The 16,037-nt window shown below is 59.4% G+C and carries 14 protein-coding genes and 3 pseudogenes; 16 read left to right on the top strand and 1 reads right to left on the bottom strand.

Going from position 1 to position 16,037, the window contains the following annotated elements:
• The 12 genes from Q427_RS34620 to Q427_RS32710 all read left to right on the top strand — a co-directional run.
• A partial coding sequence (locus tag Q427_RS34620; RefSeq protein WP_231613854.1) for a hypothetical protein occupies window positions 1-248 on the top strand: 248 nt, incomplete at its 5' end.
• 1 nt (window position 249) lies between these two features.
• The gene (locus tag Q427_RS22155) at window positions 250-1,260 is read left to right on the top strand and encodes an NAD-dependent epimerase (protein WP_043517361.1); all 1,011 of its coding nucleotides are present in this window, start codon (window positions 250-252) and stop codon (window positions 1,258-1,260) included.
• A 1,022-nt stretch (window positions 1,261-2,282) separates the two neighbouring features.
• Window positions 2,283-3,215: a hypothetical protein gene (locus Q427_RS22165; protein ID WP_051496599.1), complete on the top strand. Its 933-nt coding sequence runs from the start codon at window positions 2,283-2,285 to the stop codon at window positions 3,213-3,215.
• Window positions 3,216-3,250: 35 nt separating this feature from the next.
• Window positions 3,251-3,532: a DUF4351 domain-containing protein gene (locus tag Q427_RS22170; protein ID WP_155833660.1), complete on the top strand. Its 282-nt coding sequence runs from the start codon at window positions 3,251-3,253 to the stop codon at window positions 3,530-3,532.
• Between the two features lie 277 nt (window positions 3,533-3,809).
• Entirely contained in the window at window positions 3,810-4,604 is a 795-nt protein-coding gene (locus Q427_RS36490) for an MBL fold metallo-hydrolase (RefSeq protein ID WP_081786152.1), read from the top strand.
• Between the two features lie 77 nt (window positions 4,605-4,681).
• Window positions 4,682-5,272: an MBL fold metallo-hydrolase RNA specificity domain-containing protein gene (locus tag Q427_RS36495; protein ID WP_331280687.1), complete on the top strand. Its 591-nt coding sequence runs from the start codon at window positions 4,682-4,684 to the stop codon at window positions 5,270-5,272.
• 325 nt (window positions 5,273-5,597) lie between these two features.
• Window positions 5,598-6,920, top strand: coding sequence for a UDP-glucose dehydrogenase family protein (locus tag Q427_RS22180; RefSeq protein ID WP_043517362.1), 1,323 nt, complete (start codon window positions 5,598-5,600; stop codon window positions 6,918-6,920).
• A gap of 177 nt (window positions 6,921-7,097) precedes the next feature.
• Window positions 7,098-7,415, top strand: a complete 318-nt coding sequence (locus tag Q427_RS32700) for a glycosyltransferase (RefSeq protein WP_269321306.1) — start codon at window positions 7,098-7,100, stop codon at window positions 7,413-7,415.
• A complete protein-coding gene (locus Q427_RS22185; RefSeq protein WP_051496602.1) occupies window positions 7,397-8,209 on the top strand; it encodes a glycosyltransferase in 813 nt (270 codons plus the stop codon). The genes Q427_RS32700 and Q427_RS22185 overlap by 19 nt, the downstream gene beginning before the upstream one ends.
• Window positions 8,206-9,303 (top strand): glycosyltransferase, encoded by a 1,098-nt coding sequence (locus Q427_RS22190; protein ID WP_043517363.1) that lies wholly within the window; start codon window positions 8,206-8,208, stop codon window positions 9,301-9,303. Before Q427_RS22185 ends, Q427_RS22190 begins: the two co-directional genes overlap by 4 nt.
• 53 nt (window positions 9,304-9,356) lie before the next feature.
• Window positions 9,357-10,205 carry an ABC transporter transmembrane domain-containing protein gene (locus Q427_RS32705; protein WP_197030785.1) on the top strand — a complete coding sequence of 283 codons (849 nt, stop codon included), beginning with the start codon at window positions 9,357-9,359 and terminating at the stop codon, window positions 10,203-10,205.
• Window positions 10,157-11,143: an ABC transporter ATP-binding protein gene (locus tag Q427_RS32710; RefSeq protein ID WP_231613855.1), complete on the top strand. Its 987-nt coding sequence runs from the start codon at window positions 10,157-10,159 to the stop codon at window positions 11,141-11,143. The genes Q427_RS32705 and Q427_RS32710 overlap by 49 nt, the downstream gene beginning before the upstream one ends.
• A 180-nt stretch (window positions 11,144-11,323) precedes the next feature.
• Here the strand turns inward: Q427_RS32710 and Q427_RS22200 are convergent, their stop codons facing one another.
• Complete coding sequence (locus tag Q427_RS22200; protein WP_043517364.1) at window positions 11,324-12,298, bottom strand: IS5 family transposase; 975 nt, start codon at window positions 12,296-12,298, stop codon at window positions 11,324-11,326.
• A 123-nt stretch (window positions 12,299-12,421) separates the two neighbouring features.
• Between Q427_RS22200 and Q427_RS31590 the strand changes: the two genes are divergently transcribed.
• The 4 genes and pseudogenes from Q427_RS31590 to Q427_RS30570 all read left to right on the top strand — a co-directional run.
• Window positions 12,422-13,192 carry a hypothetical protein gene (locus tag Q427_RS31590; RefSeq protein WP_155833661.1) on the top strand — a complete coding sequence of 257 codons (771 nt, stop codon included), beginning with the start codon at window positions 12,422-12,424 and terminating at the stop codon, window positions 13,190-13,192.
• Between the two features lie 142 nt (window positions 13,193-13,334).
• Window positions 13,335-14,248: pseudogene (locus Q427_RS34625) on the top strand (sugar-transfer associated ATP-grasp domain-containing protein).
• Window positions 14,249-14,505: 257 nt separating this feature from the next.
• A pseudogene (locus tag Q427_RS22215) lies at window positions 14,506-15,327 on the top strand (IS30 family transposase); the annotation flags it as partial.
• A 445-nt stretch (window positions 15,328-15,772) separates the two neighbouring features.
• Window positions 15,773-16,037, top strand: a pseudogene (locus tag Q427_RS30570) (transposase); the annotation flags it as partial.

The following is a 16,037-nucleotide window of genomic DNA, read 5'->3' on the forward strand; positions in this document are numbered from 1 at the left end:
GCCACAGCCGCAGCGATAACCGCAACGCTTCCAACACCGCCGGGAGTCCTTCGGCCTCCAGTCGTGAGCTGAAGCTTCCTCCGACAGCGCGTAATTACCTTCGGTGGAGAGGATCGCTGTTGGAGCGCTGCTCCGCATCGCGACTGGCGCCGTCAGGCGCCTCGGCGGAGGCCACCACCCGCCCCCGGCGCCTCCCGTCACTGCCCATTCACCTGCCGTTGATCGGCGACATGAACATCGAGGTTTAACGTGAAACTGCTGATCACCGGTATCGCTGGTTTTATCGGCCATGCCGTGGCCAAGCGCCTTAGCGGGCTTGGCCACGAACTCGTGGGCATCGACAATCTCAACGATTACTACGATGTATCGCTCAAGCAGGCGCGGCTCGATGACCTGGCCGCCAACTGCCCCGACGTGCGCTTCATCAAGATGGACCTGGGGGACCGTGTCGGCATGGCCGCGCTGTTCCGCGATCAGTGCTTCGACCGGGTGATCCACCTGGCCGCCCAGGCCGGGGTGCGCTACTCGCTGGAAAACCCCCACGTCTACGCCGACTCCAACCTGATCGGCCACCTCAACGTGCTCGAAGGCTGCCGGCAGCAAAAGGTGAAGCACCTGGTCTACGCCTCGTCCAGCTCGGTCTACGGCATGAACGCCAAGACCCCGTTCGCCACCGCCGACAACGTCGACCACCCCGTCAGCCTCTACGCGGCCACCAAGAAGGCCAACGAGCTGATGAGCCACACCTACGCGCACCTGTACGACCTGCCCACCACCGGGCTGCGCTTCTTCACGGTGTATGGCCCCTGGGGCAGGCCCGACATGGCCATCTTCAAGTTCGTCAAGGCGATGTTCGAAGGCAAGCCGATCCAGGTCTACAACCACGGCGACATGTCCCGCGACTTCACCTATATCGACGACATCGTCGAAGGCATCGTGCGCGTACTCGACGTCATCCCGCAGTCCAACTCCGACCGCGCCGCCGCCACTGCCGAGCCCGACCAGAGCACCGCGCCGTACTCGCTCTACAACATCGGCTACGGCGCCCCGATCTCGCTGATGGCCTTCATCCGCGCCCTGGAAACCGCCACCGGCCGCGAAGCCATCTGCGAATACCTGCCCATGCAGCCCGGCGACGTCCCCCGCACCTGGGCCGACACCGAAGCCCTGCTGCAAGCCACCGGCTACCGCCCCCAGGTCCAGGTGGAAGAAGGCGTCAAACGCTTCGTCGAATGGTATCGCGGGTTTTATAACGTCTAGCTGCGATGATCAGTTGTTGGAGCGCTCGGTTCGGCGCCCCGACTCCCCATCGCGACTGGCGCCGTTAGGCGCCTTGGCGGAGGCCGCAGCGTTTTCCGTTATCTCCAACATCAGGCAACGCCGCCGGGAGGCCTGCGGCCTCCAGTCGTGATCTGAAGATTCCTCCTACAGCGCGGTAGTCGCTGGCCTTGTTGGAGCGCTGCTCCGCATCGCGACTGGCGCCGGTAGGCGCCCCGGCAGGCACCACCAGGGCCTGAAAGAGCAGCTGTTGGGTCTTGTAAAGGGAGATTGCAATGAGCATCCGAGAGTCCGACTGGAAAGCCTTCAAGCGGCTTCGGGCAGTGGCATTGGAACGGTTTTCGCAGCGCGTTCTGGATGAGTGCCAGCAGATCTGTTCAAAACGGGATGCTACGGCTCATGAGCGCTACGGGCGAGCTGTACGAGTTAATCCATGAGCGTAATCGCGAGATGGCGCATGCCTTTGATCACTTCAGCCGTTCTAGCGCGCGTGCGTGTCTCCGGCTAATCCGGATGCATAACTTGTTAACGGAGGCTGAGGTGGCCGAGTTCAGCGAGGAAATGCAGTGTGCGACCAATGTTGACCGGTAACGGAAACCCAGCGTTGGAGCGCTCGGTTCGGTGCCCCGAGTTCCCATCGCGACTGGCGCCTCGGCAGTCGCCACCAAGGCTGGACAAAACAGCTGTTGGAGCGCTGCTTTGCATCGCGACTGGCGCCGGTAGGCGCCTCGGCAGAGGCCGCAACGTTTTTTGTTATCTCCAACACCAGGCAACACCGCCGGGAGGCCTGCGGCCTCCAGTCGTGATCTAAAGATTCCTCCTACAGCGCAGTCGTCGCCGACCTTGTTGGAGCGCTGGTCCCCATCGCGACTGGCGCCGTCAGGCGCCCCGGCGGAGGCCGCAGGCAAGGTGATAAACGCAACGTTTTCAACACCGCGGACGCCGATGCATCGGACCGGAACTGAAGCAGCTTCCAATAATCTCTAGGATGAGAATGCGTGCCCATGAGCGACCTACTCCCTCGTCAGGATCACGATAGTCCATGGAAGGAGGCCCTGGAGTGGCGCTTTCCCGAGTTCATGGCCTTGTTGTTTCCCGGCATCTTCCCCGAAATCGACTGGTCAAAGGGACATAGCTTTCTCGACAAGGAGCTCCAGCAAATCACCCCGGACGCTGATAACGGCCGGCGGTATGCCGATAAGCTGGCTAAGGTCTACACCTACGACGGCCACGAGACCTGGGTGTTGATACATGTCGAAGTGCAGGGCGAGCCCGAAGCGAATTTTGCCGCCAGAATGTATACTTATCATTACCGGCTGCTGGATCGCTATGGCGTCGATGTGGTAAGCCTGGCGGTGCTAGCTGACGTCAGTTCAGACTTCCGGCCGCAGCGATTCCAGCGTGGCCGCTGGGGCTGCGAAGTGGACTTCCGCTTTCCGGTCGCCAAGCTGCTGGATCTTGATGCCCGCTGGGCGGAACTGGAAGCCAGCGACAACGTCTTTGCGTTGGTGGTGATGGCTCAGCTCAAGGCCAAGCAGGTCGATGACGGGCACGAGCTCAAGCGATGGAAGGCGCACCTCACGCGATTGATGTACCAACGTGGCTACGCCAAGCAGCAGATTATCGAGCTGTTCCGGCTGATCGACTGGATGATGCGCTTGCCGGATGCTCTGGAACGCGAGTTCCTCAACGAACACTATGCCTTTGAGGAGGCTCATCACATGCCCTATGTTACCAGTGCCGAACGCTTCGGAATCGAGAAGGGCCGCGAGGAAGCGCTGAAAGAGGCTGAGGCCCGCATTCAGGAGGCTAAGCTCGAAGCCAAGCGAGAAACCGCTCGCAATCTGATCGAGACCACCAGCCTTGATAATGTGACCATCGCTAATGCTACCGGCCTGAGCGAGGATGAGGTGTGCGAGCTGCGCTCGATGCACTGAATGAGTTGCCTGGCTTCGCTTCGGAGGCTCATCACATGCCCTATGTTACCAGTGCCGAACGCTTCGGAATCGAGAAGGGCCGTCAGGAGGGTCGTCAGGAGGGCCGTCAGGAGGGTCGCCAGGAGGGAGAGCTGCTGCTGCTCACCAGGCAGATCACGCTGAAGTTCGGCGAGCTACCCGCCTGGGCGCGAGAAAGGCTCGAATGCGCCACCACTGACCAACTGGAAGCTTGGGCAGAGCGTATTCTGAGTGCTGATAGCCTGGAAGCGCTGCTGAAAGAAGTGATCGCCTATGCCAACCGGGGTATGAAAAAGTAGCTATTGGAGCGCTCGGTTCGGCGCCCCGACTCCCCATCGCGACTGGCGCCGGTAGGCGCCTCGGCAGAGGCCGCAGCGTTTTTTGTTATCTCCAACACCGGGCAACACCGCCGGGAGGCCTGCGGCCTCCAGTCGTGATCTAAAGATTCCTCCTACAGCGCAGTCGTCGCCGACCTTGTTGGAGCGCTGGTCCCCATCGCGACTGGCGCCGTCAGGCGCCCCGGCGGAGGCCTCAGGCAAGGCGATAACGGCAACGTTGCCAACACCACGGATACTCATGGACGACTACCCGCAAATCTTACACCACGGCGGTGCCGCCGGCGTTACCGGCAGTTGCCACCGCCTGCAGATCGCACCGGACAGGGCGCTACTGATCGATTGCGGCCTGTTCCAGGGCCAGGATGCCGATCATCTCGACAGCCTCGAACAGCACACCGTGCGCTTTCCGGTGGACGACATCCTGGCGCTGGTGGTCACCCACGTGCATATCGACCATATCGGTCGGTTGCCGTACCTGCTGGCGGCGGGCTACAAGGGGCCGATTCTCTGCTCGCTGCCATCGGCACGGCTACTGCCATTGGTTATAGAGGATGCGCTGAAGATCGGCTTTACCCGCGACCGCGCCTTGATCGAGCGCTTCCTCGAAGAAGTGGAAAGCCGCCTGGTCGCCATCGACTACAAGACCTGGCACACCGTCATCGACGACGAGCGCCACCGCCTGCGGGTCAAGCTGCAGCGCGCCGGGCATATCCTCGGCTCCGCCTATGTCGAGGTGGAGAGTGAGGAAGTCGACAGCCTCGACAAGCAAATCGGCCAGGCCCAGCGCACGCTGTTCTCCGGCGACCTGGGCGCACCCCACGCGCCGCTGCTGCCGGCACCCAAGCCACCTTACCGCGCCGATGTGCTGGTACTCGAAAGCACCTACGGCGACCGTCGCCATGAAGACAGGCTGCACCGCCGCGGCCGCCTCAAGGCCGCCATCGACCGGGCGCTGGAGAACGGCGGCACYGTGGTGATTCCGGCCTTCAGCATCGGCCGCACCCAGGAGCTGCTCTACGAACTGGAAGGCTGATACACCGGGCAAGCGACAGCCGCTGGCGCGAGCTGGAGATCATCGTCGACTCGCCCCTGGCCGCCCGCTTCACCGAGGTGTACCGCGAACTCAAGCCCTGGTGGGACGCCGAAGCGCACAACCGCCTGCGCAGTGGCCGCCATCCGCTCAGCTTCGACAACCTCTACACCGTGGACGACCACGAGACCCACGAACGCACCGTCGACTACCTGGCGGACAGCCACCGCCCGGCGGTGGTGATCGCCGCCAGCGGCATGGTCAGCGGGGGCAGGGTGGTCAACTACCTCAAGCGCATGCTGAGCGACGAACGCCACTGCGTGCTGTTCACCGGCTACCAGGCCCACGGCACCCCGGGCCGCGACATCCAGCGCTACGGCCCCCGCGGCGGCTGGGTGGAACTGGACGGCCAGCGCATCGAGATCCGCGCCCGGGTGGAAACCGTCAACGGCTACTCCGCCCACGCCGACCAGCATGACCTGCTCAACTTCGTGCGCCGCATGCGCCAACCGCCGCGGGAAGTGCGCCTTGTACACGGCGACCCCCACGCCCAAGCCGCGTTGAAGGTTATGCTGCTGGAATGGGCGGAAGAAGCGGGGCACGCCATGACGGTCACGCTGGGTGCGAAGCAGCAAACGCCAACTCGAGACAGCACCGCGGTTGTCATGTAGCAACTTTCCCCAACCGCCATGCTCCGCTTTTCACCAATGGCTTACACACCATATACCCGCCCGGCATAGGCCTGGCAGTTGCCATCGCGTAAACTACCGGCCTGACCGATTGAGCAGACACACAGCCACGCCCACCGGATCACGTCAGGCGTGCGCCAGGCAATGCCTGCAACCTGGGTCTACAAACATTGTTGGCAGCCGTAACACAGGGCATGGGAATGCGCCCGGAACAATCCCCGGGCGGTAGCGTGCCCGGCGCCTGCACGGCCACGCCGCCGCGTACCGTGATGAACACCTTTCGTATAGATTGACAAGCAGGGATGACATGAACGTTACCGTATTCGGAACAGGCTACGTTGGGCTGGTACAGGGCGCCATCTTGGCGGATGTGGGCCATCACGTGATCTGCGTGGACGTGGACGGCAGTAAGGTCGAGCGCCTCAAGCAGGGCCACATCCCCATCTTTGAACCCGGCCTGGAAGCCCTGGTGAAGGAGAACCACGCCGCCGGTCGGCTGGAGTTCACCACCGATGCCGCCGAGGGCGTCAAGCACGGCCAGGTGCAGTTCATCGCCGTGGGCACCCCGCCGGACGAAGACGGCAGCGCCGACCTCAAGTACGTGCTGGCCGTGGCCGAGACCATCGCCCGGCACATGGAGCGCGACCAGATCATCATCAACAAGTCCACCGTACCGGTGGGCACCGCCGACAAGGTGCGCGACAAGGTCGACTCCGTGCTGGAAGCCCGCGGCCGCAAGGAGCTGCGCTTCGACGTGGTCTCCAACCCCGAGTTTCTCAAGGAAGGCAGCGCCGTTGCCGACTGTCAGAAGCCTGACCGCATCATCATCGGTACAGCCAGTCAGCAGACCGAAGACCTGATGCGCGAACTCTACGCGCCCTTCAACCGCAATCACGACCGCATGATCGTCATGGACGTGCGCAGCGCCGAGCTGACCAAGTACGCCGCCAACTGCATGCTGGCCACCAAGATCAGCTTCATGAACGAAATGGCCAACCTGGCCGAGCGCCTGGGCGCCGATATCGAGATGGTACGGCAGGGCATCGGTTCCGACCCGCGCATCGGCTACCACTTCATCTACCCCGGCGTGGGCTATGGCGGCTCCTGCTTCCCCAAGGATGTACAAGCGCTGATCCGCACCGCCGGCGACATCGACTTCGACGCCAAGGTGCTCAAGGCCGTTGAAGCGAGAAACGAAGAGCAGAAGACCACCCTGTTCCAGAAGATACACAAGCACTACGGCGGCAAGCTTGCCGGCAAGACGTTTGCCATCTGGGGCCTCTCGTTCAAGCCCAATACCGACGATATGCGTGAAGCCCCCAGCCGTGTGCTGATGGAAGCCCTGTGGCGAGCTGGCGCCAAGGTGCAGGCCTTCGATCCGGAAGCCATGGAAGAGACCCAGCGCATCTACGGCAACCGCGACGACCTGGCCCTGTGCGGCACCAAGGAAGCCACGCTGCGTGGAGCCGTCGCCCTGGTGATCGTGACCGAATGGCAGAGCTTCCGCGCCCCGGACTTCGACCTGATCGAACAGCAGCTGGCCGAGCCGCTGATCTTCGATGGGCGCAACATGTTCGAGCCGAGGCGGATGAAGGTTAAGGGCTTTACCTATTATTCGGTGGGGCGTTAGTAATGCCCCCAGAGAGCGAATTCATTCCCCTTTGCTCATAATGAAGCGCTGAATAAATCCCATCGCCATCGCCATCGCCATTGCCTTGGGCGTTTTTGTGCAGTCTTATCATCAGCTTTATCAGGTATTGAAGTCTTGCCAACCTCGGTTTCAGCACACCCGGATATCACATTGTTTATGCCCTCCTTTCGCAGTGGTGGAGCAGAGCGAGTGATGGTCAACCTCGCCAATGCCTTTGCCCGGGAAGGCTTCAAGGTGGCACTGGTGGTGTGTTGTGCTGATGGCCCCTATCGCAAGGAAGTGGCGCAGGCGGTCGAGGTGGTGGATTTGGCCACGCCCCGCGTTTTTCAGGCGCTGCCGGCCTTGGTCAAGTATCTACGGCGCAGCCGGCCCAAGGTGATGCTTTCGACCCTGACCCACGCCAATGTGGTGGCCGGCATGGCGCTGTTGCTGGCGCGAGTCGACTGTCGCTGTTCGTGCGCGAAGCCAATGTGATCCAGACCGCCAGCGAGCCGCTACCCCGAGGCGACCGGATCGCCAATGCCCTGGCGCGGCTCGTCTATCGTCGTGCCGAGCGGGTGATTGCCGTGAGCGAGGCGGTCAAGGAGGACGTGATCGCACGTCTGGGCGTACCGGCAGAGCGTGTCACTGTCGCTCACAATCCGGTGGTCAGCCCGGCCTTGCAGGCACTGGCCGCCGAGCCCAGCGGGCACCCCTGGCTGGGCGATCAGCCTGATGTACCCGTGGTGCTGGCGGCGGGGCGCTTGGCCCGGGCCAAGGGTTTCGATATCCTGCTGGCCGCCTTTGCCCAGGTGGCCACGCAGCGCGAGGCTCGACTGGTGATTCTCGGTGAAGGGAAGGAACGCAAGGCCCTGCAGGCCCAGGCACAGGCGCTGGGTATCGCCGACAGGGTCGATCTGCCCGGCTTTCGCGACAACCCCTTCAGCTACATGCGCGAGGCAAGCCTCTTTGTGCTGTCGTCACGCTGGGAAGGCTTGCCCAATACCCTGATTCAAGCCATGGCCTGCGGAACCCCCGTGATCAGCACCGATTGCCCGGGAGGCTCGGCAGAAATTCTCGAGGAGGGGCGCTGGGGAGCGCTGGTCGCATCGGAAGACCCGGATGCCTTGGCGGCGGCCATGCTTCGATGCCTGGAGAAAACCGAGCCGGGATCTGACCGGTCGCCGCCACCAGCCAGACGCGCCGCCGATTTCAGCGAAGCCGCCGCCATGGCACGGTATCGAGAGGTTCTTGGCCTGACTCTCCAATATGAGATAGCCACGGCATGAAGCTGGTTCTCTTTATCGGCGATCTATTCCCCGGCGGGGCCGAGCGTCAACTGGTGCACCTGGCAAATGGGCTTGCGGCACGCGGTCATCAAGTCACCCTGCTTACCCTGCTCAATGGCGATGCCTACCTGGAGTCGCTTTCTGAGAAGGTGAGCCACGTCAGCCTGGCTACGAAGCGGCCGCTCTCGGCCCTCATTGCTCTGGTGCGTTACCTGCGCCGGGAAAAGCCGCAGCTGATGATCAACTTCCTGCTGCATGCCACCCTGCTAGGCCGGGTGGCATGCCGGATGACGGGTGTGGCCTGCCTGACGTCATATCGCAATGTCAGCTACGGCAGTCCACTGCGCGATGGGCTGATCCGCTGGAGCAGTCATCTCGATCACGTCACCTCCAGCAACGTGGCTGCCGCCATCGGCACGCTTTATCCCCGGGGCAAGCGCAGAAGGCTCGAGGTCATTCCCAACGTGTATCTGAACGGGGCGATAGCGGAGCTAGAGCCGTTGCCACGCCAAGGTACGGGTTTTCACTGGCTGTTTCTGGGCCGCCTGGAAGCCCAGAAGAACCTTTCGGCGCTGCTCGAGGCCTTTCGGACTCTTTGCGAGTCGCCTGCGCAGGCGACTAGCGAGCTGCCACACCTTTGGCTGGCCGGTGAGGGGCCCGAGCGCCAGGCACTGGAGCAGCAGATCGAGCGGCTGGGGCTTGCCCGGCAAGTGACGCTGCTGGGCCACCTGGACAACCCGGCCCGCGCCCTGGCGGCGGCGGATGCGTTCATACTGCCCTCGAGCCGGGAAGGCATGCCCAATGCTCTGATGGAGGCCATGGCCCATGGCTTGCCCTGTGTGGCAACGCCGGTCGGTGCGGTGCCCGAAATGCTGGAAGGGGAGCGTGGTATCCTGACGGTCGATACCTCGTCGGCGGCCCTGGCAGAAGCCATGCAGCAGCTCATGCTCAGTTCCTCCGCTGAGCGCATCGCCATGGCCGAACGCGCCAGGGCGTATATTCACAGTGCCTGCGGGCCCGATGCCGTGCTCGAGCGGTGGGACTCCCTGATTCATCAGGCTACGGCCAGCGTGGCCCGGGACCCGACCAGATAGTCGCTCAACCCTGATCCTTTCTTTTCTTTGAAGACCCGAGGCAACTCCCCAAGATGTTAGCGACTCTTCGCAAGCTGCTTGCCCTGCTGGATGCCCGCGGGCGCAAGCGTACCTACCTGATGCTTGGCCTTATCGTAGTGCATGCCTTCGTGGAGATGGTTGGCGTGGCATCGGTCATGCCTTTCGTGGCGGTACTTTCCAATCCGGAGGTGGTGGAAACCAATCGCTTCCTAGCGGGGGTTTACAACTGGCTAGGCTTTCAAAGCCGGGAAAGCTTCATGATGTTTCTAGGTGTTGCCATGCTCGTAGCACTCGTTGGCAGCATCAGTTTCAAGGCATTGGTGACCTACGCTACGGTACGCTTTGCCGAAATGAGAAATTACGAATTAAGCTACCGGCTGGTCCAAGGCTATCTGCAGCAGCCCTATGATTTCTTCCTCAATAGGCATAGTGCTGATCTTGGAAAGAGTGTCTTGGCGGAAGCCACTCAAGTGATCAAGGAGGCGCTGAAGCCGCTTATGCAGTTGCTAGCTGGAGCTGCAGTCAGTATCAGTTTGATTGTGCTGTTGTTCATCGTCGATCCGATACTGGCCGGTGCGGTAACCCTTGGACTTGGAGTCGGGTATGGAGGCATCTATCTACTGGTCAGAGGGTATTTGGCACGCTTGGGAAAAGCTCGGCTCAAAGCCAACCGCGAGCGCTTTCAGAGCGTGCAGGAGTGCTTTGGCGGTGTCAAAGAGGTCAAGGTAAGCGGCTGGAAGATCCGTTTCTCAAGCGATTCGAGGCACCAGCGAAGCGCTTTGCCAAAGCTAATGCCAATGCGGCAGCCTTCAAGGAAGTGCCCAAGTACCTTTTGCAGGCCTTGGTATACGGCGGCGCGTTTATTGTCGTGCTTGTGCTGATGCGTCAACCGGGTGGGCTGCAAGCCGCCATTCCCACCCTTGCAGTGTTCGCTTTGGCAGCACAACGTATGATTCCAGCCCTTGGCGAGCTGTACAAGAACCTTTCACGGTTGCGTTTCAGCCAGGCGGCGCTGGATAACCTTCATCAGGATTTACATAGCCTGAATCCACGAACCGTAATGACTTCAGTAGCAACTCCGATGAGTTTGTCTCGGGGTATCCGCCTGGAAGACATTACTTACCGCTACCCCCAGGCCGAGCGTCCGGCACTGGATCAGCTAAGCCTGGAGATACCCGCCCGCACCACGGTCGGGCTGGTGGGCAGCACCGGCTCTGGCAAGACCACCACCGTGGATATCATCCTGGGGCTACTGACGTCACAGCATGGTCAGCTCGTGGTGGATGGCACCCCGATAACCGCAGATAACGTGCGTGCCTGGCAGCGTGCTATCGGCTATGTGCCGCAGCACATCTATCTGGCCGATGACACGGTTGCCGCCAATATCGCCTTTGGCCTGCCGGCCGACAAGATCGACATGCAGGCAGTGGAGCGTGCCGCCCGCATTGCCAATTTGCACGACTTCGTGGTGAACGACATGGACCACGGCTATGACACCCAAGTGGGCGAGCGTGGCGTGCGACTCTCCGGCGGCCAGCGCCAGCGCATCGGCATAGCGCGTGCTCTTTACCGAGACCCGGAAGTGCTGGTGCTGGATGAGGCCACCAGTGCACTAGACAATATCACTGAGCAGGCGGTGATGGAGGCAGTACACAACCTTGGCCATCGTAAGACCATTATCCTGATAGCCCACAGACTTAGCACGGTTGAAGCTTGCGACCGGATCTTCCTTCTCAAGCATGGAAGGCTGGATGGCACAGGCCGCTATGATGAGCTGCTGGCTGATAACGCGAATTTTCAATCAATGGTTAATGCTTGAATTCAGGATTTCAGCATATATATTATTTTCAGAGATATTTAGGGAACCGCTGAACAATTCGCCGCTGAGTAGCTGATGCGCTCAGCGCAGCAAATTTCGAGCCTCAGCGGTCGATTTCTGACCACCTCAGGTGGCCTACCCGGCCGCAGGCCAGATTCAAGGCGCACTGGCCCCGTCAATTCAGCCTTCGCATCGCTTAGCCAGCACCAGGTTGGCCAGACCGAACAAGCTGAACAGCTGCGCCTGGTTCTTGGCCAGCCCCTTGTAACGAACCTTCCGGTAACCGAAGAGGTTCTTGATGACATGAAACGGATGCTCGACCTTGGCACGGATGCTGGCTTTATTCTTCACGAATGCCAGCAGCAACGTTTTCATCGGGCTGTCTTCCATCTTCTTGATGGCGCCGCGTTTGGCGGCGACACAGCACCGGGAATCCGGGGCATCCTTCTCTTCGCCCAGGTAGCTCCACATGCCGGTGTAACCCGCGTCGCCGTATACCCGCGTGTCGTCATCTCGGACCAGGTGGCTTGTCATGGTGACATCGGCAACGTTGGCCGAGGTGGCAACGACACTGTGGGTCAGTCCGGTCACGGCATCGACGCCGATATGGGCCTTCAGTCCGAAGAACCACTGATTGCCTTTCTTGGTCTGCTTCATCTCCGGATCGCGCTGCTTGGCCTTGTTCTTGGTGGAGGGGGCGGCCGCCACGATGGTGGCATCGACGATGGTGCCCTCACGCATGAACAGGCCCTGCTCGGCCAGACTGGCGTTGAACTCCTCGAAGATTCGTTGGGTCAGGGCATGCTGTTCCAGCAAGTGGCGGAAACGCAGCAGCGTGGTGGCATCGGGCACGCTCTCGATGGCCAGATCGATACCGATGAAGTCGCGCATGGCCTGGCTGTCGTAGATGGCATCCTCCAGCGCTTCATCGGCAAGGGCATACCACTGCTGAAGGAAGTAGATCCGCAGCATGCGTTCCAGACCGATGGGAGGACGCCCACGCTTGCCTGCCGAGTTCGGGAAGTAGGACGGCGACAGCGCCTCGATCAGCCGTTGCCACGGTACCACGGCATCCATCTGGGCCAGGAACCGCTCGCGGCGGGTCACTTTCTTCTTGTTCCGGTGCTCAACCTGGGCGAACGAGATTTGCTTCATCGGGTGGCTCTGTCAGATAGTAGCGGGATGGTCAGATTCTACCCCACCGGCGGCCACGAGGCAGCGCCGGCGGGATTTATGTAGCGTTTCCTTAGATGACAGACTTTAATGCAGAGATTTCCATTGAAAAGGTATGACTTTCTCGGGGTGGCAGGTGCGGGAAAGACAACGCTGGTACAACAGTTGAAGAGAAAAAGTGCAGCTATGCTACCTGCTGCCGCTGTTGATCTGGCGGTGTCTCGCACCATAACTCAAAGCCATGATACTAGCTGGAAACATCGACTTCTCGCCTATGTTCCCTACCTTCAAGCGTCTTTACGCAACAGCATTGTCACAAAAGGAGAAAGTATCGCTTTTGCCCGTTTTTCAGAAATAAACAATACGTTTTTAGCCACGGTCCACGAAATGCTCTCTCAATCAAGTCGCAGCCAGTATAGGCGGGCTGAGGGCTACTACCACTTCCTCCGCACTGTTCGGCGCATCGCGTTCCTTGAGCAGTGGATGGTTGGGGAGGGAGTCCTGTTCGATGAGTCGCTTAGCCAGAAGGTTTATGCAGTGATGCCGTCGGACCACGGCAATGAGGTGCAAGCGCGCCGTTACTTTGAAAAAATGCCGTTACCAACTGCGCTAATCCACCTCGATGCCGATGCCATTCAGGTAGTGCGGCAGGTTCGCGAGCGTGAACTCGCCACCGGAAAGCTCATCCCCGGCCACCGAGGTTTGAATGATGAGGATTTGCTGAGATCTACCGAAGCTAGCTTGGATATTGCCCGTATCGGTGCCGAATGCCTGCACGCACGCGGATGCGCGGTCCTCACGCTGGCCGCATCGGAAGCCATCGACAATAATGCACTAAAGGTATGCTTGTTTCTTGAAAATCAAAGCTTGAAATGATTGAGGGTCGGTGATGGGTATTGTTAAGTTACTGCGGTACGAGATTAATTCATGGATTAAATATAAAAAAAGAATATCAAAGTTGAGAAGATTTGGTAGTGGCCCTGGCCTTTCGTTTAAATCTTACATTAGAGCGCTAAAAATGTACGGTGTAGTAGGCGCATATGAGGTAAATGCTTACGCATCGATCAGAGGCGATAGGAGAGTAAGTTATATTCCTTCAAATTATTATAAGCAGTATCTTGCAAAATTTCTCAATGGTTCTCCTGAATCTCAATGGCTAAATGATAAAAGTAATTTGTCTTCCGCTTTTCCTGGATTTACGCCGGATTTGGCTGTCCTTCCAAAAGGGCGATCTGATGAAGACCTTGAGAAGGCTGTTGATGTGGCTATCAAGAACTCATCTTCAGGATTGGTTATCAAGGATGCTTTGGGTCAACAAGGAAAGAATGTTGTTGTACTTCATCACAGTGAGGTTACTCACGAGTCAGTGAGAAATTCAATTAATTCTTTTGCTAGCAATGTTGTTCTTCAGAAGAGGCTGAGCGGACACCCTGACTTACAGAAAATTAACCCAGATAGCTTGAATACTATTAGAGCTACTACTTTGTCATGGAAGGGTGATGTTTATTTTTTAGGTGCGTATGCTCGATTCGGAAGGAAAGGGATAAGGTTGATAATATACATTCCGGTGGTGTGTATGCACTAGCATCCTCCGTGTTAGGGACCTCGGTAAGTCAATTCAGGTGCTTTGATGCAAACTATATTAGTTATGAAGCCCATCCAGATTCTGGTGTGAGATTCGATCCAAGCTCTCCCGGGCTATCTAAACTTTTGTGGGATGAATTACCTAAATTTGTTATTGCGCTACATAAAAAATACCCTGACGTTGGAATGGTAGGTTGGGATGTTGTACCTGAGGAAGGGCGCTTTCTTCTCGTTGAAGCAAACTCAAATATGCCGGCCATACTCAGGCTCCAATTTATGCAGGGCCCTGTTATTCCAGATGAAGTTTTCCAGGAAGTTTATTCTGCGTGCAATAAAAAATTTTTATGAGTGGCCGTAGCTATATTTGATGATGCTCTCTACGTTATGGTGTATTAACTCGCGGTTCTGAGGGGTGTCTATACCCAATTAATAAATAGGTGGCTGGTTCAATCTTTTGTTGTGGCGCCAGTTCTGGGGTCGTTTATCAGGAAATATTAAATTATGTGTCTTTCTGTCGAAGTTGAGTGGGGTGTTGTAAATGCTTTCATGAGAGGGCGGCCTCAATGACCAAGTGCAACACCTGACCCATCAGGTATCGTGTTGCCATGCTCCATTGCTACCGCCACCTCACTGCTGAAGACCGAGCCGCCATCAGGATGATGCGAACCACCCACTCGATCCGGGCCATCGCCACACACTTGGGGCGAGCGCCAAGTACCGTGTCGCGGGAGCTTGCTCGCCATACCGTCGATGCTGAGAGAGGCTACGATGCCAGCCTGGCAGGCTATCGAGCCCAGTTAGCGCGACATCGGCCACGTTAGCAACCGAAGCTGCACCCCGGCAGCGAGCTGTTCGATTTAGTCGCCTATTTCCTGCGCCAGTACTGGTCACCGCAGCAGATCGCCAGCACACTGTCACTCATGTTTCCTGATGATACTCGCCGCCAGGTCTCCCACGAGACCATCTACAACGCGCTCTATGTGATGCCCCGGGGCTCTCTCAAGAAAGAGCTCATCGCCTGCTTGCGGCAGGGCAACGGCAAGCGGCGGCCGCGCAGCCGGGGTAAAGACCGGCGTGGCCAGATCCCGGACCTGGTCAGCATTCATATGCGCCCACCCGAGATCGAAGACCGCCTGATGCCCGGCCACTGGGAAGGGGACCTGATCATGGGCGCCAACAACCGATCCGCCGTCGGCACGCTGGTGGAGCCATCCACGCGCCTGGTGATACTGACAAAGCTGGATGGCACGACGGCCACCGATGCTGCCATCGGGTTCAGCGACAAGCTGAACGAGGTTCCACGCGCCTTGCGGCTCTCCATGACTTACGACCAGGGCAGGGAGATGATGAAGCATGCCGAGATTACACAGCGGACCGGGACGGCCATCTATTTCGCCGATCCTCATAGCCCGTGGCAACGGGGCTCCAAGTGCGCCCGTGAAGGCGTGCACACAGTGCGGTGAGAGTCCGCACCGGGGTAAGCCATGGCCCCGTAGTCGAAGGTAACTGCGTCGTCGCGAGGCGGGGTGGGAAGCAACCGGAGACGAACTGGCGGTCCGTAGGATGACGAACTCGATTCGGCCGGGTCAGGTGGCGAGCTTGCTTGGATATAGCGAAGCCTGAAACCCAACCGCTGCGCTGGAATGGCGAACAATGCGACGGCGGGACCTGCCAGGTGGTTGGAGGCGGAACGTCAGGAAGGGTGCACGAGATAAGCGGGGAGACCTGGCGGCCGAGGTGACGGCGGCCAGGAGTCAGAGCCTTCATCCTGCCTTATTCATGAGGAAGGCCTGAAAACAAAGATGACGGATGGTATTCTCTTGAGAAATCAGAACGTTCCGGCAAGAACCTGATTCCAGAGGACCATCCGCCATGGGTGAAAGCCTATCTCCCTGGATCCCGTCCTGCAACGGGTCCATCCGCGTTTAGCTTGATGGCCAGCGCACCACCAGCGACAGCGGCGCTCTGCTGCTGCGTGAAGCCCCCGACAACAGCGGCGTGATCGATGCGCTGGAGGACAATCTGGTCGACCGGCGCCACCCGCTGCGTATCCGTCATTCGCTGGCCAGCCAGCTGCGCACCCTGGTGCTGCAGCGCGCGATGGGCTGGATCGACCTCAGCGATACCGACACGCTGC

The organism is Halomonas sp. BC04 (assembly GCF_000568385.1).